Source organism: Shinella pollutisoli, from assembly GCF_024609765.1.
GTDB lineage: Bacteria > Pseudomonadota > Alphaproteobacteria > Rhizobiales > Rhizobiaceae > Shinella > Shinella pollutisoli.
This window is the reverse complement of record NZ_JANFDG010000003.1, coordinates 86,630-109,175: the sequence shown is the minus strand read 5'-3', so window position 1 is coordinate 109,175 and position 22,546 is coordinate 86,630. Positions and strand designations below refer to the sequence as shown.

Below are 22,546 nucleotides of genomic sequence, written 5' to 3'. Positions count from 1 at the left end.
CCATGGCCAAGACCGTGCGCGCCGAAGACCTGCCCTATCGTCCCTGCGTCGGCATCATGGTGCTGAACGCCGAGAACCGCGTCTGGGCCGGCCACCGGCTCGCCGTCGGCAATTCGGAATACGACGGCTCGCCGCAGCTCTGGCAGATGCCGCAGGGCGGCATCGACAAGGGCGAGGACCCGCTGGAAGCCGCCCATCGCGAGCTCTACGAGGAGACCGGCATCAGGAGCGTCTCGCTGATCGCCGATGCCGGCCGCTGGATCAACTACGACCTGCCGGAGCACCTGATCGGCATCGGCCTCAAGGGGAAATACCGCGGCCAGACGCAGCGCTGGTTCGCCTTCCGCTTTACGGGCGACGAGAGCGAGATCGCCATCAATCCGCCGCCGGGCGGCCACGCCCCGGAATTCGACGCCTGGGACTGGAAGCCGATGCGCAACCTGCCGGAGCTCATCGTCCCCTTCAAGCGCAAGGTCTACGAGGAGGTCGTCGCGACCTTCGCCCATCTTGCGCCGTGAACGCGAAAAGCCCTCCCCGGCAAAGCCGGGGAGGGCGTTCTCCGTCGCCGCTCAGAGGAGGTCGAAGTCGCCCGTCGACAGCGTCCTGACACCCTGAAGCGTGGCGACCAGCTCGAGATCGGCCGCCGTCCCCTTGCCGTCTGCATCGAACCAGAGGCGGCCGTTGTCGGTCTCGAACAGGAACGTCCCCTTCGCACTCGTGGCCACCGGATCGGCACCGATCGCCAGCGTCACCGCCTTGTCGCCCGAAGCGATGCCGTAGGCCGCCCGGTCGATCACCAGCTTGTCCTGGCCGCGCGCGAAGTCGGTGATCGTGTCGCCCTCGCCGTCGCGCCCGGCGCGATCGAAGACGAACAGGTCGCGGCCGGCGCCGCCGCTCAGCCAGTCGTCGCCCGCCCCGCCGACCAGCGTGTCGTTGCCGGCACGCCCCTGCAGCACGTCGTCGGCGCCGTTGCCGTGGAGCACGTTGGCACCGGCGTCGCCGCGGATGTCGTCGTCGCCCGCGCTGCCGTGGATGACCTCGACGTTCCTGACGGTGAGGCCGAGCGCCATGCCCTTGTTCTTCGCCTGGTTCTCGAGGTCGATCACGACGGACGTCTGCCCGAGCCCGAACATCAGCGTGTCGGTGCCGGAACCGCCGTCGAAGACGTCCTTGCCGGTGAACTCGGAGCGCAGCAGGCGGTCGTTGCCCGCGTCGCCGAACAGCTGGTCGCTGCCGGCGCCGTCCTCGAGGAGGTCGTTGCCGCCGCCGCCGCGCAGCACGTCGTTGCCGGCATTGCCGTCGAGCGTGTCGGCGAGGTTGCCGCCGGTGACGGTGTCCACGCCCTTGCTGCCGGAATATTCCAGCGCCTCGAAGCCCTTGAAGCTCGTCGTGCCGTCGACCTTGACGGTGCCGGTCGAGAACTTGAAGGAGATGGCCTTGGACTGTTCCGCCACGTTGAGGTTGAGCACGTCGCTGCCCGTGCCGCCGTCGGCGAAGTCGCCGATGCCGGCATGCGCCCGGTCGTTGCCGGCGCCGCCGTAGAGCTTGTCGCGCCCGCCGGTGCGGCCGAAGCCGTCGCCGTAGAGGATGTCGTTGCCGTCGCCCCCGTTCAGCGTGTCGTGACCGGCGTCGCCCGACAGCAGATCGTTGCCGGCGCCGCCGCTGAGGCGGTCGTTGTTGTTCCCGCCGCGCAGGTCGTCGGCGAGCTTGCCGCCGGTGAACGTGTCCTTGCCGGAACCGCCGACGAGGCCGACGCGCTCGACGTTCTTCACGACGACCGGCGCGTTCTTCACGATGACGTTCGGCGACAGCGTGAAGGTGATGTCCTTCGAGTAGCGGCTGAAGTCGATGGCGGCGAAGTCCGTTCCCGTGCCGCCGTCTAGCTTCAGCTTGCCGGTGGAGGCTGTGCGGTAGAAGCTGTCGTTGCCGGAACCGAGGCTGACGGTGTTGTGGCCGGTCACGCCGCTGAGGCTGTTGCCGACCTCGACGCGGTCGTTGCCGGAGCCGGCGCTGATCTTGTTGACGCCGCCGAAGTCGTAGAGCCGGTCGTTGCCGGAGCCCGACACGAGGGAGTCGTTGCCCGTGCCGCCGTCGAGAACGTCGCCGCCCTTCGTGCCGATCAGCTTGTCGTTGCCGGCGCCGCCGGAAAAGACCACGGACTTCGCCGAGCCGACCGACTTCACCACGTCGTTGCCGGCACCGAAGGACACCTCGATGTGCTCGAAGTTCTTCAGGCTCGTGCCGTCGCTGAGCTTGGCCGAGGCGCCGGTCGCCTGGAAGGTCAGCGAGGACTTGCCGTCGCGGCGGTCGACGGCGACCGTGTCGGTGCCCGTGCCGCCGTCGGCCGCATCCGCGCCGCCGCTGCCGAGGCTGACATAGTCGTTGCCGGCACCCGCCGACACCTTGTCGCGGCCGGTGCCGGCATGCAGCCGGTCGTAGCCGGCGCCGCCGCCGAGCACATCGTTGCCCGCACCCGAATCCACCACGTCGTTGCCCGAGCCGGTAGTGATCCGGTTGGCGCCGGAGCCCGTCGCATAGATCGTGTAGTGCTCGATCCCCTTGAAGGACGTGCCGCCGTCGATCGTGTTGGCGAGGCTTGCGGCCTTGGCGGTGAAGTTGCCGTTGAAGGCGTTGATCGCCAGCCGGTCGCTGCCGGCGCTGTCGGTGATCGTGTCCCGGCCCTGGCCGAAGGTGTAGACGATCGTGTCGTGGCCGGCGCCGCCCTCGATGCGGTCGTTGCCGCGGCCGCCCTCGAGGTAGTCGTTGCCCTCGCCGCCGTTGACGGTGTCGTCGCCGTCGCCGCCGGAGACGACGTCGTCGCCCCGGTCGCCGGCAAGCCGGTCGTTGCCGGCATCGCCGTAGACATAGTCCGCGCCGTCGCCGCCATAGACCGTATCGACGCCGTCGCCGCCGTAGAGCAGGTCGCTGCCGGCGTCACCGTAGAGCGTGTCGTTGTCCGCGCCGCCCGTGACGTAGTCGCTGCCGTATCCGCCGCGCAGCGTGTCGCTGCCCTCGTCGCCCGACAGCATGTCGGCGCCGCGGCCGCCCGACAGGATGTCGTTGCCCCGCCCGCCGGTCAGCATGTCGGCATAGTTGCCGCCGGTGATGCGGTCGTTGAAGTCCGTGCCGGTGATCTGGAAGCTCTCGACATTGGTCACGCGCACGTTGCCGGTGAGCGTCTGCGGCGAGATCCAGTCGCGGATGGTGATGTCGAGCCCAGCGCTCTGGTCGGAATAGTCGATCATCAGCCGGTCCGTGCCGGAGCCGCCGTCGACGACGTCGCCCGAGGCGGTCTCGAGCCGGCCGACCATCAGCGTGTCGCGGCCGGAGCCGCCGTTCAGCGTGTCGGCACCGTAGCCGCCGTCGATCATGTCGTCGCCGCTGCCGCCCGAGAGCGTATCGTTGCCCTCGTCGCCGATGATGAAGTCGCCCTGGAAGGCGCCGTCGACGACGTCGTCGCCGCTGCCGGCGAAGATCTGGTCGGCGCCCATGCCGCCGTCGACCCTGTCGGCGCCGTCGAGCGCCATGATGAAGTCATTCTCGAGATCGCTGCCGACCAGCGTGTCGGCGGCGTTCGTACCCATGATCGTACCCATTCGGTTCTCCTGGTCTATCCCGGCACGGCTCCGCCCTGCGCGTCCGCCTGCAGGCGGATCGCGCCGGAGCATCCGGGGTTCTGGGAAGGCGTCCTGCCGGACGCCGGGGAGGCATTTCGTCCGATCGAGCACGGACGGATGCGTCCGTGTTCTTGCCGGCTATATTCGGCAGAAAAATTTGCTTCCCTGTTCCCCCGGGAACTGACGGAGGGGCAAGACCGGGTGCGCCGGACGGACCCTGTTCCCGCGGGAACAGGGTCGGAAACGAAAAATCCCCGGACGAGGCCGGGGATTTCTTCGATCTTCGCGATGCGGGAGGCTTATTCGGCTTCGTTCGCCGGGGCGGCGTTGAGCTGGCCGTACTTCTCCTCGCCGAGCTTGCCGAGCAGCTCGAGCTGGGTCTCGAGGAAGTCGATATGCCCTTCCTCGTCGGCCAGCAGTTCCTCGAAAAGCTTCATGCTGACGTAATCGCCAGCGTCATGACAGATGTCGCGCGACTTCTTGTAGGCCGTGCGGGCGTCGTATTCGCCGGCGAGGTCGGCTTCCAGCACTTCCCGGACGGTCTGGCCGATGCGCAGCGGCGCCACGGTCTGGAGATTGGGGTGGCCTTCGAGGAAGATGATGCGCGAGACGAGCTTGTCGGCGTGGTGCATCTCCTCGATCGACTCGGCACGCTCCTTCTTGGCGAGAAGCGTGTAACCCCAGTCTTCGAGAAGGCGGTAGTGGAGCCAGTACTGGTTGACAGCGCCCAGCTCGAGATAGAGCGCTTCGTTAAGCTGCTCGATGACTTTTTTGTCGCCTTTCAAGGTCCGCTCTCCTGTTATCTTCATGGAATTGTTTGAGGCGGATCATGAAATCAAATATCTCGGCTTCCGTCGAGTCGCGGCGGGCGTGATACTGCTCGGTGGTGCGGACGATGATGTCGACGACGTTGGGGAAACAGCCGCAGCAACGGCCCCGTTTCTGCATCGCATGGTAGACTTTCGCGGGCACGATCAACTGCCAACAGTCCTCGTCGAGGAGGGTGTTGATCACATCCACGATTTCCTTTTCGGAGATGAAATTGCAGCTGCAAACCAGCATTTCGTCGTGCCTGCCATACGCAATGTACTGAGTTTCCGGGATTAAGCAAAAGAGGACATTTGCTGTCAAGAAAGAACAGGTCAACCCTGCTGTCCCATTAATTTAGACCGATTCTAAACTTGACAAATAACATCGTATTTTCATGCCGTTACGTGAGAGGAAACGCGCGGGCGGCGACCATTTTGTCGCAGGCGCCGGCCGATCACATTTTATTGCAATCCCCCGATTCCGGCCCCGGCCGGCGGATGGCCCGTGCCGGCCGCCGCCGGGTCGAATCGATGCCCGCCGCGGCGGCGGCGGCCGGTTTCGCAAAATCCGCCCTCGAAAAGCGGGAAAAATCGTCTATATGACGGGCAAAGGAGACCCCATGGCCCGCATCGACCAGACCGAGGATTGGCGCAACCGCCACGCGCCGACGATCAGCACGTTCGAATCGCTGGCGCTCGAAGCCTATGGTCATCTGCCGGAGGAGTTCCGCGCGCTGACCGGCAACCTCATCATCGAGATCGCCGAGTTCCCGAGCGACGACGTCTATGAGGACATGGCGCTGGAAACGCCCTTCGACCTGCTCGGCCTGTTCGAGGGCCGCGGCATCGGCGAGCGCTTCACGGTCGAGACCGGCGAGATGCCGAACCGCATCACCCTCTACCGCCGCCCGATCCTCGACTACTGGGCGGAGAACGAGGAGACGCTGGGCGACATCATCACCCACGTGCTGATCCACGAGATCGGCCATCACTTCGGCCTGTCGGACGACGACATGGAGAGGATCGAGGCGAGCGCCGAGATCGCGGCGGGCTGAGCCCGCACGCCCTCTACTGTTCCGAGAGCTTGATGTCCGGCGTGTAGTCCTTGCCCGGCACGTCCTTCACCACCGCCTGGCCGCACTGCATCTGCCGCGTCTCGTCGTTGTAGGCATAGGACGGCGAGCCGTGCAGCTCCCAGCCCCTGTTCAGCGCCAGCGTGACCTTGTGGCAGAAGGAGGCGTCGTCCGGACCGGTCAGGAATCGATAGACTTTCATCGGCGCTTCTTCCTCTCGTTGATCAGGTCGGCCTTGGCGAGCAGCCGCTCGGCCTGTTCGGCATGCAGCTTCTCGACCATCCGGCCGCGCAGGTTGACGACGCCCCTGCCGGCATTTTCCGGCGCCGAGAAGGCGGAGACGATGGCGAGCGCCTCGGCCGCGTCCCCCTCGTCGACGCCGAAGGCCTCGTTGGCGACGTCGATCTGCGCCGGATGGATCAGCATCTTGCCGTCGAAGCCCATCAGCCGGCCCTGCCGGCATTCCGCCGCAAGCCCCTCGCTGTCGGCGAAGTCGTTGAAGACGCTGTCGACGACGTCGAGCCCCGAGGCGCGCGCGGCGACGATCACCTGCATCAGGAGCGGCACGAGGTAGGGCCGGCCGGCGACGTCGGCGATGCCCGTTTCCTTGCGCAGGTCGTTGAGGCCGACGACGAAGCAGTCGAGCCGGCCGCCATGGGTGCGCCCCGTCTCGGCGATGGCGCCGATGTTGAGGAGGGCGGCGGCCGTCTCGATCATCGCCCAGAGGCGCGGGGTCTCGTCCGCCCCGGCTTCCGAAAGCCAGTCCGCGGCCGTCAGGATGTCCTGCGGCTCGCTCACCTTCGGCAGCAGCACCGCATCCGGCATGCAGGCGAGCACCGCCTCGAGGTCGGCGGCTCCGTCCGGCCCCGACAGCGCATTGATCCGGATGACGTGCTCGCGCCCGACCGACCGGTCGAACGCCGCGAAATGGGCGACGAGGGCCTCGCGCGCCTCCGCCTTCTTCTCCGGCAGGACGGAATCCTCCAGGTCGAAGATGATCGCGTCGCAATCGAGGCTCGCGGACTTCGCGAGCGCCCGGGCGTTCGCGGCGGGAACGCTCAGCACCGAACGGCGCAGGCGGAGCGGATGGTGGTGGGGCGTCCTGTTCATGCGACCCTTTTTGCCGCGCTTTGCCGCAGCCGGCAAGTCCGACCGAATTCCGCCTTGCAATGGACAAGATCGCCCCCCACATTGCCTTCAGAGAAAGGGCACAATCCAATGCAGCGCATCCGCTCCGCCATCTTCACCGTCTTCGCCATCCTCGTCGCCGGCGCGACCGTCCTGTTCGCCGCCTCCGTCGGCCTCGCCATCGCCGGCATCCTCGCCGTGCTGGCGCTCGGCAGCATGCTCGCCGGCAAGCTCCAGCCGGCCCCGGTCCGCGCCACGGCGCGCTGCCGCAAGGCCGCGCCCGGCGGGCGCGAGCCGCGCATCTGGAACGACGGCCGCGGCACCATTATCGACCTCTGAGCCTGCAGCCCGGCGGCTCCACCGGGTGCTCCGGCGCCCGGTTTCCCGCGCGTCTGCGCGGCGAAGGCCAAGATTTCCCTTCAAATCGCGGGGAAACTGATCTAAACGCTTGGCCACGACATCATTCCCATTCGAGGTATCCGCCATGGAAAAGTTCGTCAGGCTGACCGGCGTCGCCGCGCCGCTTCCCGTCGTCAACATCGACACGGACATGATCATCCCGAAGGACTACCTGAAGACCATCAAGCGCACCGGTCTCGGCAAGGGCCTCTTCGCGGAGGCGCGCTATCTCGAGGACGGCAGCCCGAACCCGGATTTCGTGCTGAACAAGCCCGCCTACCAGAACGCGACCATCCTGGTCGCCGGCGACAATTTCGGCTGCGGCTCCTCGCGCGAGCACGCGCCCTGGGCGCTCCTCGACTTCGGCATCCGCTGCGTCATCTCGACGAGCTTCGCCGACATCTTCTACAACAACTGTTTCAAGAACGGCATCCTGCCGATCGTCGTCAGCCAGGAAGACCTCGACAAGCTGATGGACGACGCCAGCCGCGGCTCGAACGCCGTCCTGACGGTCGACCTGGAAGCCCAGGAAATCACCGGCCCGGACGGCGGCCGCATCGGCTTCAAGATCGACGCCTTCCGCCGCCATTGCCTGCTGAACGGCCTCGACGACATCGGCCTGACGCTGGAGAAGGCGTCGGCCATCGACACGTTCGAGAAGCAGACCGCCACGTCGCGTCCCTGGGCCTGATCCCTTGGTTCTAATCCCTTGGTTCTAATCCCGGGGGCCCGATGCGCCGGCTGATCTCCTCCGGCTCCCCCTTCGAGACGACGGCGGGCTATTCCCGCGCCGTCGTCGACGGCGACTGGTGCTTCGTCTCCGGCACCACCGGCTACGACTACACGACGATGACCATGCCGGAGAGCGTCGAGGACCAGACGCGCACTTGCCTCGCCACCATCGGCAGGGTGCTGGAGGACGCGGGCTTTTCCCTCGCCGACGTCGTGCGCTGCCATTATTACGTAACCGACGCCGCCTTCGCCGACCGCGTCTTCCCGATCCTCGGAGAGACCTTCGGGCCGGTGCGGCCGGCCGCCACCATGGTCGTCTGCGGCCTCATCCGCCCGGAGATGCTGATCGAGATCGAGGTGACGGCGCTGCGCCGCGAGCGCGCCTGAGCCGCGCAAATTTCTTGCCGGATAACGATTTTCCTTGAACGGAAGTTGCGCTAAGAAGCGCGCGAACGTCTTCCCGCCCTCCGCGACCAAGGATATTCCCATGACGACCCGCACCCTTCTCCTCCTGCCCGGCGACGGCATCGGCCCGGAAGCCATGGCGGAAGTCCGCAAGATCATCGCCTACATGAACGCCGAGCGCGGCGCCGGCTTCACGACCGACGAGGGCCTCGTCGGCGGCTGCGCCTACGACGCCCATGGGGCGGCGATCTCCGAAGGCGACATGGAGAAGGCGCTTGCCGCCGACGCCGTGCTGTTCGGCGCCGTCGGCGGCCCGAAATGGGACGCGGTGCCCTACGAGGTGCGCCCGGAGGCGGGCCTCCTGCGCCTGCGCAAGGACCTGAAGCTCTTCGCCAACCTGCGCCCGGCGATCTGCTACCCGGCGCTCGCCAGCGCCTCCTCGCTGAAGCCGGAGCTGGTCGAGGGCCTCGACATCCTGATCGTGCGGGAGCTCACGGGCGGCGTCTATTTCGGCGAGCCGAAGGAGATCATCGACCTCGGCAACGGCCAGAAGCGCGGCATCGACACGCAGGTCTACGACACCTACGAGATCGAGCGCATCGCCGGCGTCGCCTTCGAGCTCGCGCGCACCCGCAGGAACCGCGTCTGCTCGATGGAGAAGCGCAACGTCATGAAGTCCGGCGTGCTCTGGAACCAGGTCGTGACCGAGACGCACAAGCGCAGCTACTCCGACGTCCAGCTCGACCACATGCTCGCCGACGCCGGCGGCATGCAGCTGGTGCGGGCGCCGAAGCAGTTCGACGTGATCGTCACCGACAACCTGTTCGGCGACATGCTCTCCGACGTCGCCGCCATGCTTACCGGCTCGCTCGGCATGCTGCCGTCCGCCTCGCTCGGCGCCCCCGACCCGAAGACCGGCAAGCGCAAGGCGCTCTACGAGCCCGTGCACGGCTCGGCGCCCGACATCGCCGGCAAGGGCATCGCCAACCCGATCGCCATGATCGCCTCCTTCGCCATGTGCCTGCGCTACTCGTTCAACCTCGTCGAGGACGCCGACAGGCTGGAGCAGGCGATCGCCGAGGTGCTCGACAGCGGTATCCGCACCGGCGACATCATGGCCGAGGGCTGCCGCCAGGTCGGCACCGCCGAGATGGGCGACGCGATCCTTACGGCGTTCAGGAAGCACTACGCCTGAGGCTTCCGGCGTCGGGAGGGCAGGGCCCAAGCCCCTCATCCCGTCTGCCGGCCACCTTCTCCCCGTAAACGGGGAGAAGGAGACATGCCGTATCGTTTTCCCGAACCATCATCGTCTCATGAGGCAGGTCCCCTCTCCCCGCTTGCGGGGAGAGGGTTAGGGTGAGGGGCGTTTTTCCCCTCCCGGACACCCTTGAAAAGCCCGCTTGTTCACGCACATCAGGCCTGCATCGCTTTGAAAGGCCGTCATGTACCGTCCGCTCGCAACGTCCTCGCTCTGGCTGCTCGCCGCCACCGTCGTCCTCGTCGTGGCACTCGTTCCCTTCGATCCGGCGCTGTCGCAGCGTGCCCAGGCGCTTCCGGAACGGATCGTTCTCTTCAACCATGCGATCACCGATTTCGGCACCTTCCGCTGGATGATCTACGGCTCCGGCCTGCTCGTCATCGTCGCCTATGTGCTCGGGCGCGCGAGCCGCAGCGCGACGGTCGCGGGCAGGGCGCGCACGGGGCTGCGCCTCTCCCTCTATTTCTTCCTCACCATCGGTGCGACGAGCGCGCTCGTCCATCTCGCCAAGCTCGTCGTCGGCCGGGCGCGCCCGGCGCTTCTCTCCGAGCGCGGCGCCTACGACCTGACGCCGCTTTCCTTCGACACGCTGTTCCAGAGCTTCCCGTCCGGCCATTCGGCGGCGGTCGGCGCCTTCTTCGGCGCCTTCTCGATGCTGGTGCCGGGGCTGAGGCCGCTCTTCCTCGCCGGCGCGCTGACGATCGGCGTGTCACGCGTCGTCGTCGGCGCGCACTATCCGAGCGACGTCGCCGCCGGCCTCCTGCTCGGCCTCTGGACGGCGATCGCCGCCGCCTTCCTCTTTGCCGGCCGGCAATGGCTCTTCCGCTTCGATGCCGCCGGATGGCCGCAACCGAAGCGCCTGGGTCTTGACTCCTGACGCGATCGGCGTATTGAGCAGCCACGCAAAGGAACCGCCATGCACCGCCCTGGTCCTGCCATCGCCCGCATCAACGTCCCGGCCTTCGACGCCGGGCGGGTTCGCCCTTGCGCATCGTTTTCCAAGACAACGGCCAAAACGACGACGAAAACCGTCTGACGTCTCTGGCCCGCCGCTCTCTCCCCGGCAAGGCCGGGGACCGGAACCCGCGTCGAAGGCCGGCGGGTTTCCCCTCCTGGACCCGCGGAGAGACAGAGAAAGAGAGCTTGCAATGGGTTTCAAGATCGCAATCGCCGGCGCGACCGGCAATGTCGGCCGCGAGATGCTGAACATCCTGTCGGAGCGCGGCTTCCCGGCGGACGAGGTCGTGGCGCTGGCGTCGAGCCGCTCCGTCGGCACCGAGGTCTCCTTCGGCGACAAGACGCTGAAGGTCCATAACCTGGAAACCTACGACTTCTCCGACACCGACATCTGCCTGATGTCGGCCGGCGGCTCCGTTTCGCAGAAGTATTCGCCGAAGATCGGCGCGCAGGGCTGCGTCGTCATCGACAATTCGTCGGCCTGGCGCTACGACGCCGAGGTGCCGCTGATCGTGCCGGAAGTGAACCCGGACGCCATTTCCGGCTTCACCCGCAAGAACATCATCGCCAACCCGAATTGCTCGACCGCCCAGCTCGTCGTCGCGCTGAAGCCGCTGCATGACCGCGCCACGATCAAGCGCGTCGTCGTCTCGACCTACCAGTCGGTCTCCGGCGCCGGCAAGGACGGCATGGACGAGCTCTTCAACCAGACCCGCGCCGTCTTCGTCGCCGACCCGATCGAATCGAAGAAGTTCACCAAGCGCATCGCCTTCAACGTCATCCCGCACATCGACGTCTTCATGGAGGACGGCTACACGAAGGAGGAGTGGAAGGTCGTGGCCGAGACCAAGAAGATGCTCGACCCGAAGATCAAGGTCACCTGCACGGCCGTGCGCGTGCCGGTCTTCATCGGCCATTCCGAATCGGTCAACATCGAGTTCGAAAACGAGATTACCGCCGAGGAGGCGCGCGAGATCCTGCGCGAGGCTCCGGGCTGCCAGGTGATCGACAAGCAGGAGAACGGCGGCTACATCACGCCGTACGAATCGGCCGGCGAGGACGCCACCTACATCTCGCGCATCCGCGAGGACGCCACCGTCGAGAACGGCCTCAACATGTGGGTCGTCTCCGACAACCTGCGCAAGGGCGCGGCGCTGAATGCCGTGCAGATCGCCGAGCTTCTCGTCGACCGCGGCCTCATCAAGGCCAAGAAGCAGGCGGCCTGATCAGCTTTTGGTAAATAATTTGCAATAAATCTCCCGTCGGCGCCGTCAATGGAGCTGACGGGCTCGCTCTCGGCAAGTTGCGGTGACAGGTTTTGCGGGACATGGCATGTTCCGCGGCAGGATAGACGGATCACGGGGTTTTTCATGGGCATGACAGCAAAGGCGGCCGGGCTGCTGGCCGCAATGATCACGACGGCGGCCTTGCCGGCCACCGCCTACGCCGCCAGGTGCGGCAACGACGCCGGCGGCTTCCCCGCCTGGGTCGAGGCCTTCAAGCAGGAGGCGTCCGCACGCGGCATCGACAAGGGCACCCTGAACAAGGCCTTCGCCAATGTCGGCTACGCCAAGGCGACGATCCGCGCCGACCGCGGCCAGAAGAGCTTCAAGCTCTCCCTCGAGCAGTTCATGCAGAAGCGCGGCGGCGCGACCATCATCCGCCGCGGCAAGAGCCTGAAGCAGCAGAACGCCGCGCTCTTCAACCGCATCGAGAGCCGCTACGGCGTGCCAGCCGGCCCGCTGCTGGCGATCTGGGGCATGGAAACCGGCTTCGGCGGCTTCCTCGGCAAGGAGCACACGCTCTCGGCCGTCGCCACGCTCGCCTATGACTGCCGGCGCCCGGAATATTTCACCAACCAGCTCTATGCCGCCCTGCAGCTCGTGCAGAAGGGCATCCTCAGCCCGTCGGCGCGCGGCGCGGCGCACGGCGAGATCGGCCAGACGCAGTTCCTACCGGCGAACGTCCTGAAATACGGCGTCGACGGCGACGGCAACGGCCGCATCGACCTCGTCGGCTCCAAGGCCGACGCGCTCGCCTCGACCGCGAACTTCCTGCGCGGTCACGGCTGGACCCCCGGTGCCGGCTACCAGCCGGGCCAGGCCAATTTCGGCGCCCTGCAGGGCTGGAACGCGGCGAGCGTCTACCAGCGCGCGATCGCCATCATCGGCGCGGAGATCGACGGCAACTGACCGTCCCCGATCGCGGAGGGAATCCACCCGGTGCGGGAGACCGCGCCGGGTTTTCCTTTGTTAGCGCCTACGTTCCCGGCCGCTGGAAATCGCCGGTCTTGGCGTCCATGATCCAGAGTTCGCCGGTCGAGATGTCGAACCAGGCGCCATGAAGCTGGAGGCGGCCGCGCTCCTCCAGGATGCGCACGCAGGGGAAGGTCCGGAGATTGGCGAGCGAATTGCGGATGGAGACCCGCTCCAGCGCCCGCTGGCGCTCGCCCGCCGTGAGGATCTCGGCGTTCTGGATCTGCTCGGCCACGGGTTTCAGCATGCCCATCCACTTGCCGATGAAGTCGCCGGGCGACAGCGGCTCGGCATCCGGGTCGAGCGCGGCGGAGATGCCGCCGCAGCGGCCGTGGCCCATGACGACGATGTCGCTCACCTTCAGCGACTGCACGGCGAATTCGAGCGCCGCGGAAGTGGCGTGGAACTGCCCGTCCGGCTCGTAGGGCGGCACCAGGTTCGCCACGTTGCGCACCACGAAGAGCTCGCCCGGCCCGCTGTCGAAGATCGTCTCCGGCGCCGCGCGGGAATCGCAACAGGCGATCACCAGCGTCTTCGGCTTCTGCCCGGTTTCCGCAAGCGCCTTGTAGCGCAGGTGCTGCTCGCTGTAGCGGCCGGCCATGAAGTTGCGGTAGCCGTTGAGGAGACGGTCGGGAAAGCGGTTCATGCGGTCGAGTACCCCCTTTGCGACGTTCGGCCTGGGCGGCCATCCACAGCAGGCATAAATCACTCCGCGCACGGGCGCGCAAGGGCGGATGCGGGGATCAGCGGCGCCGTCCCTGCGCCGGATGGACGAGCCGGCGCATCTGCACCATGGCCATGGGCGTGGCGATGCTGGAGGCGTCCTGTTCCAGCGTCAGCTCGTCGGCGCCGCGCTTGGCCGTGCGCGCCACGATCTCGAAGACGCTCGCCGTCGCCATCATGAGCGCCCGCTCCTCCGGCAGGCCCTCCATCAGCCGCGACAGGAAGACCGCCGCCAGCAGGTCGCCGGTGCCGTTCGGCGGATCGGAGACGAGGCGGTGCTCGGCCAGCAGCGCGGCGCGGCCGGAGAGATAGAGGTTGCCGGTGCTCCCCGCCATCATCGGCAGCGCCGAGGTGACGAGCACCTGCGCCGGCCCGAGCGCCAGCGCCGCGTCGATGATTGCCGCATTCGACGCAAGCGGCGCGCCCGACAGCCAGGCGAGCTCGAAGCGGTTCGGCGTGGCGATGGAGGCGAGCGGGATCAGCCGGTCGCGGATCGCCCGCGCCGTCTCCTCGGCGATGTAGAGCCCGTCCTCGTCGCCCAGCACCGGATCGCACATGTAGACGAGGTCGGGCCGCTCCGCCCGCAGCGCCTCGACCAGCCGGGCGACGGCCTCGGCCTGGCCCGCATGGGCGAGATAGCCGGAGAGCACCGCCTTTACCTCGCCGCGCCAGGGGGCGCGGATGAGGTCCGAGACGACGGCATCGAAATCCTCCGGCCCGATGGCGATCCGCGTCGACGGGCCGTGGCCCGGATGCCAGGGCAGGATCACCGTCGGCACCGCCCAGACGGGATGGCCGAGCGTCTCGAGCGCGAAGACGGCCGCGCGGTTGCCGACCGTGCCGCGCACCACATGGCTCGAAACCACGATGACCGTTCCCTTGCCGCCTTCCATGTCCGCCTTTCCCGATCGCTCGCCCGAGTGATCGCAGGGGGCTCGGAGCCTGTCAACCGCCCTCGTCGCATGGTCCTGCCGGTCGCCATTTTCGCCATTTCGAGCGGAAACGGCGCTGTTTTTCCTCGCTTTTACGGTCGCGGAGGGCTCCTGCGGACAAAATCGATTGAATTTTCTCGGAAAATCACAAATTTCGCCGCGCCGCAATTTTCTTCTGCTAACGTCCGGCCATCGGATTCGGGGATAGATCCATGGGTGCCAGGACCATCATGAAACGCGAAAAATACATCGAAGCAGCCAAGACCGCGGCCGCCGCCCTCGGCGCGAACATACTGAGCCCGGAAATCCTGTTCGGGCGTGCCAGCCAGGACGATCTCGACCACTACAGCGGCGAGATGCTCGCCATCACCGCCGCCCATGCGATGAGCGAGATTGCCGCCTGGGACGGCAAGGAACCGCGCGTGACGGTGACGAACCTCGCGGGCGTCGCCCCGCAGCGCCAGCCCGTGACGGTGCTTTCCGTCACCGACCGCAACCAGCCCTTCCTCTACGATTCGGTGATGGGCGAGGTCACGAGCACGCATCGCGAGCTGCATCTCGCCGTCCACCCGATCCTCGTCGTCAACGGCGACGAGCCGCCGAAGCTCTTCTCGCCGGACGAGGAGAGCGACCCGGCCCACCGCGTGAGCCATATCGAGATCCACCTGTCGGAGCTCGCCCCCGGCGAGGCCGCGGCCCTTGCGGAGCGCGTGCGCCACGTGCTCGACCAGGTGCATCTCGCCGTCGGCGACTGGCCGGCGATGGTCGAAAAGCTCGACAGCGCCATGGCCGACATGGAGCGCTACGCGACGGCGAAGCGCGGCGGCGACAAGGAGGAGGCGCTCGCCTTCCTGCGCTGGCTGCGCGGCAACAACTTCACCTTCCTCGGCATGCGCGAATACACCTACAGCGGCAAGGGGGAGGCGGCGACCGTCGAACGCGGCGGCGAGGGCCTCGGCATCCTCTCCGACCCGGACGTGCGCGTGCTGCGCCTCGGCAAGGACGCCGTGACGACGACGCCGGAGATCCTGGAATTCCTCGAAGGCCCGGATTTCCTGATCGTCACCAAGGCCAACGTGAAATCCGTCGTCCACCGCCGCGCCTACATGGACTATGTCGGCATGAAGCGCTTCGACGGGAACGGGCGGGTGATCGGCGAACTGCGCATCGTCGGCCTCTTCACCTCCACCGCCTATACGCACGCCGCCGGGGAGATCCCGCTGCTGCGCTCCAAGGTCGCCGAGATCATCGAGCATTTCGGCTACGACCCGCAGAGCCACTCCGGCAAGATGCTGATCAACACGCTGGAATCCTATCCGCGTGACGACCTCTTCCAGATCGACACCGCCCTGCTCGCCAGCTTCTGCGAGCAGATCAACGAACTGTCCGACCGGCCGCGCATCCGCGTCCTGCCGCGCATCGACCGCTTCGACCGCTTCGTCTCCGTCATCGTCTACGTGCCGCGCGAGCAGTACGATTCCGACGTGCGCGAGAAGATCGGCAACCACCTGAAATCCGTCTATGACGGCCGCGTCTCCGCCTATTATCCGGCCTTCCCGGAAGGGGGGCTGGCGCGCGTCCACTTCATCATCGGCCGCTCCGGCGGCAAGACGCCGCGCATCGCGCAGGGCAGGCTCGAGCAGGCCGTGCGCGAGATCGCCACGCGCTGGAGCGACCGTTTCGAGGCGCTCGCCGGCGCCGACGGCATCCGGCTCGTCGCCGACCAGAGCTACCAGGAGGATTTCTCGCCCGCCGAGGCGCATGCGGACCTGCCCTTCATCACCGGCGCCACGCCGGAAAGCCCGATCCGCATCTCCTTCTACCGCAAGGCCGCCAATACCGACCTGCGCTCGCTGGAGCTGAAGATCTTCCACGCCGAGACCGCCGTCTCGCTGTCGCGCCGCGTGCCGCTCCTGGAAAACCTCGGCTTCAGCGTCGTCAGCGAGCAGACGCACGAGCTCCTGCTCGTCACGCCCGGCGGGGCGGAACGGACGATCGTGCTGCACGACATGGAGCTCACGCACCGCGACGGGCTCGAGATCGACCTCGGCCGGCTCAGCGCCGTGCTGGAGGAGGCCTTCCTCGCCGCCTGGCACGGCACGACGGACGACGACACGTTCAACAGGCTGATCCTCACGGCCGGCCTCGACGTGCGCGAGATCATGGCGCTGCGCACCTATGCGCGCTATCTCCGCCAGACCGGCATCGCCTATTCGCAGGACTACATCGCCGACACGCTCAACAAGTATCCGGCGATCGCCGCCAACCTCTTCCGCCTGTTCGAGATCCGCCTCGACCCGCGCGTCTCCGCCCGCCAGCGCGAGAAGAAGTCGGCGGAGATCGCGGCAAGCATCGAGGACGCGCTGGCGAACGTGCCGAGCCTCGACGAGGACCGGATCCTCCGCCGCTACGTCAACGCCATCGAATCCACGCTGCGCACCAACTACTTCCAGCGCGACGAGGGCGGCAGGCCGCGCGCCACGCTTGCGCTCAAGCTCGACCCGAAGCAGCTCGAAGGCCTGCCGGAGCCGCGGCCCTACCGCGAGATCTTCGTCTACGGCGCGGAGGTGGAGGGCGTGCACCTGCGCTTCGGCAAGGTCGCCCGCGGCGGGCTTCGCTGGTCGGACCGCGCGCAGGACTACCGCACCGAGGTGCTCGGCCTCGTCAAGGCGCAGCAGGTCAAGAACGCCGTCATCGTCCCGGTCGGCGCCAAGGGCGGCTTCTATCCGAAGCAGCTTCCGGCCGGCGGCAGCCGCGACGCGGTCTTCAAGGCCGGCACCGAGGCCTACAAGACCTATATCCGCACGCTGCTCTCCGTCACCGACAACATCGTCGGCCAGGACGTCGTGCCGCCGCCGGACACGGTGCGCCTCGACGGCGACGACCCCTATTTCGTCGTCGCCGCCGACAAGGGCACGGCGACCTTCTCCGACACCGCCAACGCACTGGCGCAGGAGGCCGGTTTCTGGCTCGACGACGCCTTCGCCTCCGGCGGCTCGGCCGGCTACGACCACAAGAAGATGGGTATCACCGCCCGCGGCGCCTGGGAGACCGTCAAGCGGCATTTCCGCGAGATGAACATCGACATCCAGGCGACGCCCTTCACAGTGGCGGGCGTCGGCGACATGTCGGGCGACGTCTTCGGCAACGGCATGCTGCTGTCGCGCAAGATCCGGCTCGTCGCCGCCTTCGATCACCGCGACATCTTCATCGATCCTTCGCCGGATACCGATTCCGCCTTCGCGGAGCGACGCCGGCTGTTCAACCTGCCGCGATCGAGCTGGCAGGACTACGACAGGTCGCTGCTCTCGAAGGGCGGCATGATCGTCTCGCGCACGGAGAAGTCGGTCACGCTCACGTCCGAGGCGATGGCCGCCATCGGCATCGACAAGCAGAAGGCCACCCCCTTCGAGATCATGTCGGCGATCCTCAAGGCGCCGGTCGACCTCCTCTGGTTCGGCGGCATCGGCACCTATATCCGCAGCCAGGCGGAGACCGACGCGGAGGTCGGCGACCGCGCCAACGACCCGATCCGCGTCGCCGCGGAGGACGTGCGGGCGAGGGTGATCGGCGAGGGCGCCAATCTCGGCGTCACCCAGCGCGGCCGCATCGCCTACAGCCTCAAGGGCGGCCGCTGCAATTCCGACGCCATCGACAACTCGGCCGGCGTCAATTCCTCCGACGTGGAGGTCAACATCAAGATCGCGCTCGCCTCGGCGATGCGCGACGGGCGCCTGACGCGCGCCAAGCGCAACACGCTGCTCGCCTCGATGACCGACGAGGTGGCGGCCCTCGTTCTGCGCAACAACTACCTGCAGTCGCTGGCGATCTCGCTCACCGAGCGCCAGGGCGCGGCCAACCGCGCGCCGCTCTCCCGCCTGATGACGCGGTTCGAGGCCTCCGGCCAGCTCAACCGCAAGGTCGAGACGCTGCCGGACGACCAGGCGATCGCCGAGCGCTACCAGGCCGGCAAGGGGCTGACGCGGCCGGAGATCGGCGTGCTGCTCTCCTATGCCAAGCTGGTCCTGTTCGACGAGTTGATCCGCAGCGACCTGCCGGACGAGCCCTATTTCGAACCGACGCTTTCGGGCTATTTCCCGGCGAAGATGCAGAAGGTCCACGCGGAGGACATCCGCAGCCACCGCCTGCGCCGCGAGATCGTCGCCACCGTGCTCGCCAACGAGGCGATCAACCTCGGCGGCCCCGCCTTCGTCAGCACGCTGACGGACGGCACCGGCTTCGTCACCGCCGACGTGGTGAAGGCCGCCGTCGTCGCCCGTGACGGCTACGGCCTGCAGCCGCTCCACGCCGGCATCGACGCGCTCGACAATGCGGTGAACGGCGCGGTGCAGAACGAGCTCTACGAGGAGCTCGGCCGCATCTACGCCACCGTCACCGGCCTGCTTCTGACGACCGGCGCCGTCGCCGGCCCGATGAACGAGGCGGTGCACAAGCTGAAGCAGGCGCTGAAGCAGCTCCGCCCGCACATGGCGACGCTCGTCTCCGAACAGGCGGGCGAGGAGGCGCGGCGCCGCTCGCAGGCCTATCAGGACAGCGGCGTGCCGGCGGCGCTCGCCGACGAGATCACGCTGCTCTCGACGATGACCTTCGTGCCGGAGGTCATGCTGATCGCCGCCGCCACCGGCGACACGCTCGGCAAGACGGCGCAGGTCTTTGCCGGCATCAGCGGCGCGCTCAACATCGGCCGGCTGATCGCCGCGGCCGGCCGCGTGCCGACCACCGACCTCTACGAGGCGCTCGCCCTGCAGCGCAGCCTGACGGACATCGCCAATGCGCGGCGCGACCTCGCGACCGCCGTGCTCTCCCGCCACAAGGGCGACAAGGCGCCGCTTGCCGCCTGGCTGCAGGCCGACAGCGAACGCCTCGCCCGCGTCACCGGCCGCCTCTCCGCCCTGACGGAGGGGGGCGAGGCGACGCTCGCCAAGATCAGCGTCGCCGCCGGCATCCTGAGCGACCTGGTGCAGGACCGGGCGCGGTAGGGGAGGGACGCGAAGGAGGACAGGCCCCCACATCCGGCCTTCGGCCACATTCTCCCCGCCGGGGAGAAGGAGAAGATCGCCGACGTCTCGTCATGCCCCTTCTCCCCGCCGGGGAGAAGGGGCCGGCAGGCGGATGAGGGGGCTTTACAGTGCCTCCGGCAGTTGAATCACGCCGACTGCAAGTGCTAGCCTCGCCTCACAACAAAGCGAGGGACGATGGCAAGCGTGACGGAATCCGGCGGCGGACGGGCAAGCCGGCTCAGCATCGGCGCCTGGATGCTGTTCGACTGGGCCGCGCAGCCGTTCTTCACGGTCGTCACCACCTTCGTCTTCGGCCCCTATCTCGTCTCCCGGCTGGCGGAGGACCCGGTGACGGGGCAGGCCGCCTGGAGCTACACGCTGACGATCTCCGGCATCGCCATCGCGCTCGCCGCGCCGGTGCTGGGCTCGATCGCCGATGCCTCCGGCCCGCGAAAGCCGTGGATCGGCGCCTTTGCCGTCGTGAAGATCCTGTCGCTCGCCGCCCTCTGGTTCGCTGCCCCCGGCAGCGGCCTCGTCTTTCCGCTGGCGATGGTCGTGCTGGCGACGGTGGCGGCGGAATTCTCCATCGTCTTCAACGATTCGATGATGCCGCGGCTGGTGCCGCCGGCCGAGACCGGGCGCATCTCCAACATCGCCTGGGGGTTCGGCTATCTCGGCGGCATGATCGTGCTGATCGCCGTCGTCACGCTGCTCGCCGCAAGCCCCGACACGGGACGCACGATCGCCGGGCTGGAGCCGCTCTTCGGTCTGGATCCGGCGAGCGGCGAGGATGCGCGCGTCACCGGGCCGGTCTCCGCGCTCTGGTACCTCGTCTTCGTGCTGCCGATGTTCCTCTTCACGCCGGACCGGCCGAGGGGCCCGCCGGTTCGCGGCGCAGTCCGGACCGGCCTTGCCGAGCTTCGCCACACGCTCGGCGAGCTCCGGCAGAGGTCCGGCATCCTGCGCTTCCTGATCGCCCGCATGATCTACCAGGACGGCGTCAACGGGCTGATCGCGCTCGGCGGCACCTTCGCCGCCGGCATGTTCGCCTGGCAGACGGTCGAGCTCGGCCTCTTCGGCATCATCCTCAACGTCGTGGCGATCGGCGGCTGCCTCTATGCGAGCCGGCTCGACCGGAGGCTCGGCTCGAAGGTCGTGGTGGTGGCGAGCCTCGTCTGCCTCGTCGTCGCCACGCTCGGCATCGTCTCGACCGGGCCGGGCTTCACCCTGTTCGGCCTCGTGCCGCTGCCGGCCGGGGATACCGGCGGCCTGTTCGGCACGGCGGCGGAGAAGGCCTACATAATCTTCGGCCTCCTCGTCGGCGTCGCCTTCGGTCCGGTGCAGGCCTCCGCCCGCTCCTATCTCGCGCAGAGCGTCCATCCGGACGAGGCCGGCCGCTATTTCGGGCTCTACGCGCTCTCCGGCCGGGCGACCTCGTTCCTGGCGCCCCTCTCCGTCGGCCTCATCACCACGGCCACCGGATCGGCGCGAGCGGGCATGGCGGTGCTGATCGTCTTCCTCGTCGCCGGCCTGATCCTTCTTCTCCGCACGCCCTATCCCGCGGGCAGGGCGCGCTGAATCCGGCTATCGATTCCCGCCCGGCGTTCACCCGCCGCGCATTTCAGTGCCGGAAATGCCGCATGCCGGTGAAGACCATGGCGACGCCTGCCTCGTCCGCGGCGGCGATGACTTCCGCGTCGCGCATCGAGCCGCCCGGCTGGATGACGGCGGTGGCGCCCGCCGCGATCGCCGAGAGCAGGCCGTCGGCGAAGGGCAGGAAGGCCTCGGAGGCGACGGCGGAGCCGCGCGTCAGCGGCTCGGCAAGGCCCATCGCCTTCGCCGCTTCCTCGGCCTTGAGGCCGGCGATGCGGGCGGAATCCACCCGGCTCATCTGCCCGGCGCCGATGCCCGCCGTCCGGCCGCCCTTGGCGTAGACGACGGCGTTGGACTTGACGTGCTTGGCGACCTTGAAGGCGAACTTCATGTCCTCCAGCTCCTCGGCCGTCGGCGCGCGCTTCGTCACGACCTTGAGCTCGAGATCCTCGACCATGCCGTTGTCGCGCGTCTGCACCAGCAGGCCGCCCGACACGGTCTTGGCCGAAAGGCCGGGCACGCGCGGATCGGGCAGGCCGCCGGTCACCAGCAGGCGCAGGTTCGGCTTGGCGGCGATGACCGCGCGGGCCGTCTCGTCGGCATCCGGCGCGATGATGACCTCGGTGAAGAGCTTGACGATCTCCTCGGCCGTCTCGCCGTCGAGCGTGCTGTTGAGCGCGATGATGCCGCCGAAGGCCGAGACCGGATCGCAGGCGAGCGCCCGGACGTAAGCGTCCTTCAGCGTCTTGCCGACCGCGACGCCGCACGGGTTGGCATGCTTGATGATCGCGCAGGCAGGCCCGTTCTCGGGCAGGAACTCGGCGACCAGCTCGAAGGCAGCATCCGTGTCGTTGATATTGTTGTAGGAAAGCTGCTTGCCCTGCAGCAGCGTGGCGGTGGCGACGCCCGGCCGGTTCTCGCCGGTGACGTAGAAGCCCGCCTTCTGGTGCGGGTTCTCGCCGTAGCGCATCTCCTCCTTCAGCACGCCGCCGAGCACGCGGTGGCGCGGCATGGCGATGTCGAGCGCCTCGGCGAACCAGTTGGAGATCGCCGCGTCGTAGGCCGCCGTGCGCGCGAAGGCCTTCGCCGCCATGCGCTGGCGGAAGGCATAGGAGGTCGCGCCGCCGGCGATCTCCTCGATCAGTGCCGGGTAATCCGAAGGATCGGTGACGATGGTCACATAGGCGTGGTTCTTCGCCGAGGCGCGGATCATCGCCGGGCCGCCGATATCGATGTTCTCGACGGTCGTCGGATAGTCGCCGCCCCTGGCGCGGACCTCCTCGAACGGATAGAGGTTGATGACGGCAAGGTCGATCGCGCCGATGCCGTGCACCTCCATCGCGTGGCGGTGCTCCTGATCGTCGCGGATGGCGAGCAGGCCGCCGTGGACGGCCGGATGCAGCGTCTTGACGCGGCCGTCCATGATCTCCGGAAAGCCCGTGACCTCGGAGACGTCGGTGACGGCAAGGCCGGCGTCCTTCAGCGCCTTGTGCGTGCCGCCGGTCGAGAGGAGCCGCACGCCCTTTTCCGAAAGCGCCCGCGCCAGCTCGACGATCCCCGCCTTGTCGGAGACGGAGAGGAGCGCCGTTCGGATCTCGACGCGGTCGGGGGCGGGGATTTTCTTGGAAATGACGGCCATGGCAC

General features: G+C 67.8%; 20 protein-coding genes. 12 read left to right on the top strand and 8 right to left on the bottom strand.

Translation table 11 applies throughout. The features are described 5' to 3' along the window. Positions 1-2 precede the first annotated feature (2 nt). The gene (locus NNZ72_RS03360) at positions 3-518 is read left to right on the top strand and encodes an RNA pyrophosphohydrolase (protein WP_257312737.1); all 516 of its coding nucleotides are present in this window, start codon (positions 3-5) and stop codon (positions 516-518) included. 51 nt (positions 519-569) lie between these two features. Here NNZ72_RS03360 and NNZ72_RS03355 read toward each other — a convergent pair whose 3' ends face one another. From NNZ72_RS03355 to NNZ72_RS03345, 3 genes are all read right to left on the bottom strand, one after another. Then, positions 570-3,596, bottom strand: a complete 3,027-nt coding sequence (locus tag NNZ72_RS03355; protein WP_257312734.1) for a calcium-binding protein — start codon at positions 3,594-3,596, stop codon at positions 570-572. Between the two features lie 320 nt (positions 3,597-3,916). Beyond that, a complete protein-coding gene (gene bfr, locus NNZ72_RS03350; RefSeq protein ID WP_257312731.1) occupies positions 3,917-4,402 on the bottom strand; it encodes a bacterioferritin in 486 nt (161 codons plus the stop codon). Then, positions 4,368-4,679, bottom strand: a complete 312-nt coding sequence (locus NNZ72_RS03345; RefSeq protein WP_257312728.1) for a (2Fe-2S)-binding protein — start codon at positions 4,677-4,679, stop codon at positions 4,368-4,370. The genes bfr and NNZ72_RS03345 overlap by 35 nt, the downstream gene beginning before the upstream one ends. Before the next feature lie 119 nt (positions 4,680-4,798). Between NNZ72_RS03345 and NNZ72_RS03340 the strand changes: the two genes are divergently transcribed. Beyond that, positions 4,799-5,029 carry a hypothetical protein gene (locus tag NNZ72_RS03340; RefSeq protein ID WP_257312726.1) on the top strand — a complete coding sequence of 77 codons (231 nt, stop codon included), beginning with the start codon at positions 4,799-4,801 and terminating at the stop codon, positions 5,027-5,029. Between the two features lie 17 nt (positions 5,030-5,046). Further along, complete coding sequence (locus NNZ72_RS03335) at positions 5,047-5,481, top strand: metallopeptidase family protein (RefSeq protein ID WP_257312722.1); 435 nt, start codon at positions 5,047-5,049, stop codon at positions 5,479-5,481. Positions 5,482-5,494: 13 nt separating this feature from the next. On the opposite strand, the gene NNZ72_RS03330 is transcribed toward NNZ72_RS03335, so the two are convergent. Both NNZ72_RS03330 and NNZ72_RS03325 read right to left on the bottom strand, forming a co-directional pair. Next, positions 5,495-5,701, bottom strand: a complete 207-nt coding sequence (locus NNZ72_RS03330) for a DUF1737 domain-containing protein (RefSeq protein WP_257312719.1) — start codon at positions 5,699-5,701, stop codon at positions 5,495-5,497. After that, positions 5,698-6,609, bottom strand: a complete 912-nt coding sequence (locus NNZ72_RS03325; RefSeq protein ID WP_257312716.1) for an HpcH/HpaI aldolase/citrate lyase family protein — start codon at positions 6,607-6,609, stop codon at positions 5,698-5,700. The genes NNZ72_RS03330 and NNZ72_RS03325 overlap by 4 nt, the downstream gene beginning before the upstream one ends. Before the next feature lie 108 nt (positions 6,610-6,717). Here NNZ72_RS03325 and NNZ72_RS03320 point away from each other — a divergent pair, with 108 nt between their 5' ends. From NNZ72_RS03320 to NNZ72_RS03290, 7 genes are all read left to right on the top strand, one after another. Further along, positions 6,718-6,966, top strand: a complete 249-nt coding sequence (locus NNZ72_RS03320; RefSeq protein ID WP_257312713.1) for a hypothetical protein — start codon at positions 6,718-6,720, stop codon at positions 6,964-6,966. A gap of 145 nt (positions 6,967-7,111) precedes the next feature. Further along, on the top strand, positions 7,112-7,717 hold the full coding sequence (gene leuD / locus NNZ72_RS03315) for a 3-isopropylmalate dehydratase small subunit (protein ID WP_257312710.1): 606 nt from the start codon (positions 7,112-7,114) through the stop codon (positions 7,715-7,717). A gap of 41 nt (positions 7,718-7,758) precedes the next feature. Next, on the top strand, positions 7,759-8,145 hold the full coding sequence (locus tag NNZ72_RS03310; protein ID WP_257312707.1) for a RidA family protein: 387 nt from the start codon (positions 7,759-7,761) through the stop codon (positions 8,143-8,145). Between the two features lie 100 nt (positions 8,146-8,245). After that, a complete protein-coding gene (gene leuB, locus NNZ72_RS03305) occupies positions 8,246-9,358 on the top strand; it encodes a 3-isopropylmalate dehydrogenase (protein ID WP_257312704.1) in 1,113 nt (370 codons plus the stop codon). Between the two features lie 247 nt (positions 9,359-9,605). Further along, on the top strand, positions 9,606-10,298 hold the full coding sequence (locus NNZ72_RS03300) for a phosphatase PAP2 family protein (RefSeq protein ID WP_257312701.1): 693 nt from the start codon (positions 9,606-9,608) through the stop codon (positions 10,296-10,298). A 271-nt stretch (positions 10,299-10,569) separates the two neighbouring features. Continuing rightward, positions 10,570-11,604, top strand: a complete 1,035-nt coding sequence (locus tag NNZ72_RS03295) for an aspartate-semialdehyde dehydrogenase (protein ID WP_257312698.1) — start codon at positions 10,570-10,572, stop codon at positions 11,602-11,604. A gap of 144 nt (positions 11,605-11,748) precedes the next feature. Beyond that, positions 11,749-12,570, top strand: a complete 822-nt coding sequence (locus NNZ72_RS03290) for a lytic murein transglycosylase (RefSeq protein WP_257312695.1) — start codon at positions 11,749-11,751, stop codon at positions 12,568-12,570. Between the two features lie 67 nt (positions 12,571-12,637). Here NNZ72_RS03290 and NNZ72_RS03285 read toward each other — a convergent pair whose 3' ends face one another. Both NNZ72_RS03285 and pdxY read right to left on the bottom strand, forming a co-directional pair. Continuing rightward, the gene (locus NNZ72_RS03285) at positions 12,638-13,279 is read right to left on the bottom strand and encodes a carbonic anhydrase (RefSeq protein WP_257312693.1); all 642 of its coding nucleotides are present in this window, start codon (positions 13,277-13,279) and stop codon (positions 12,638-12,640) included. Positions 13,280-13,376: 97 nt separating this feature from the next. Next, entirely contained in the window at positions 13,377-14,249 is an 873-nt protein-coding gene (gene pdxY, locus NNZ72_RS03280; protein WP_257312690.1) for a pyridoxal kinase PdxY, read from the bottom strand. Between the two features lie 251 nt (positions 14,250-14,500). On the opposite strand from pdxY, the gene NNZ72_RS03275 reads away from it, so the two are divergent. After that, on the top strand, positions 14,501-19,288 hold the full coding sequence (locus tag NNZ72_RS03275; protein WP_257312688.1) for an NAD-glutamate dehydrogenase: 4,788 nt from the start codon (positions 14,501-14,503) through the stop codon (positions 19,286-19,288). Between the two features lie 216 nt (positions 19,289-19,504). After that, positions 19,505-20,887, top strand: a complete 1,383-nt coding sequence (locus NNZ72_RS03270) for an MFS transporter (protein WP_257312685.1) — start codon at positions 19,505-19,507, stop codon at positions 20,885-20,887. Positions 20,888-20,930: 43 nt separating this feature from the next. Here the strand turns inward: NNZ72_RS03270 and purH are convergent, their stop codons facing one another. Further along, positions 20,931-22,541: a bifunctional phosphoribosylaminoimidazolecarboxamide formyltransferase/IMP cyclohydrolase gene (gene purH, locus NNZ72_RS03265; RefSeq protein WP_257312682.1), complete on the bottom strand. Its 1,611-nt coding sequence runs from the start codon at positions 22,539-22,541 to the stop codon at positions 20,931-20,933. Positions 22,542-22,546: the final 5 nt, after the last annotated feature.

Bases quoted from the DNA above. Each gene is read 5' to 3' on its own strand.
- NNZ72_RS03360 (WP_257312737.1), top strand. From the start codon at position 3: ATGGCCAAGACCGTGCGCGCCGAAGACCTGCCCTATCGTCCCTGCGTC.
- NNZ72_RS03355 (WP_257312734.1), bottom strand. From the start codon at position 3,596: ATGGGTACGATCATGGGTACGAACGCCGCCGACACGCTGGTCGGCAGC.
- NNZ72_RS03345 (WP_257312728.1), bottom strand. From the start codon at position 4,679: ATGCTGGTTTGCAGCTGCAATTTCATCTCCGAAAAGGAAATCGTGGAT.
- NNZ72_RS03335 (WP_257312722.1), top strand. From the start codon at position 5,047: ATGGCCCGCATCGACCAGACCGAGGATTGGCGCAACCGCCACGCGCCG.
- NNZ72_RS03330 (WP_257312719.1), bottom strand. From the start codon at position 5,701: ATGAAAGTCTATCGATTCCTGACCGGTCCGGACGACGCCTCCTTCTGC.
- NNZ72_RS03325 (WP_257312716.1), bottom strand. From the start codon at position 6,609: ATGAACAGGACGCCCCACCACCATCCGCTCCGCCTGCGCCGTTCGGTG.
- NNZ72_RS03320 (WP_257312713.1), top strand. From the start codon at position 6,718: ATGCAGCGCATCCGCTCCGCCATCTTCACCGTCTTCGCCATCCTCGTC.
- leuD (WP_257312710.1), top strand. From the start codon at position 7,112: ATGGAAAAGTTCGTCAGGCTGACCGGCGTCGCCGCGCCGCTTCCCGTC.
- NNZ72_RS03310 (WP_257312707.1), top strand. From the start codon at position 7,759: ATGCGCCGGCTGATCTCCTCCGGCTCCCCCTTCGAGACGACGGCGGGC.
- leuB (WP_257312704.1), top strand. From the start codon at position 8,246: ATGACGACCCGCACCCTTCTCCTCCTGCCCGGCGACGGCATCGGCCCG.
- NNZ72_RS03300 (WP_257312701.1), top strand. From the start codon at position 9,606: ATGTACCGTCCGCTCGCAACGTCCTCGCTCTGGCTGCTCGCCGCCACC.
- NNZ72_RS03295 (WP_257312698.1), top strand. From the start codon at position 10,570: ATGGGTTTCAAGATCGCAATCGCCGGCGCGACCGGCAATGTCGGCCGC.
- NNZ72_RS03290 (WP_257312695.1), top strand. From the start codon at position 11,749: ATGGGCATGACAGCAAAGGCGGCCGGGCTGCTGGCCGCAATGATCACG.
- NNZ72_RS03285 (WP_257312693.1), bottom strand. From the start codon at position 13,279: ATGAACCGCTTTCCCGACCGTCTCCTCAACGGCTACCGCAACTTCATG.
- pdxY (WP_257312690.1), bottom strand. From the start codon at position 14,249: ATGGAAGGCGGCAAGGGAACGGTCATCGTGGTTTCGAGCCATGTGGTG.
- NNZ72_RS03275 (WP_257312688.1), top strand. From the start codon at position 14,501: ATGGGTGCCAGGACCATCATGAAACGCGAAAAATACATCGAAGCAGCC.
- NNZ72_RS03270 (WP_257312685.1), top strand. From the start codon at position 19,505: ATGGCAAGCGTGACGGAATCCGGCGGCGGACGGGCAAGCCGGCTCAGC.
- purH (WP_257312682.1), bottom strand. From the start codon at position 22,541: ATGGCCGTCATTTCCAAGAAAATCCCCGCCCCCGACCGCGTCGAGATC.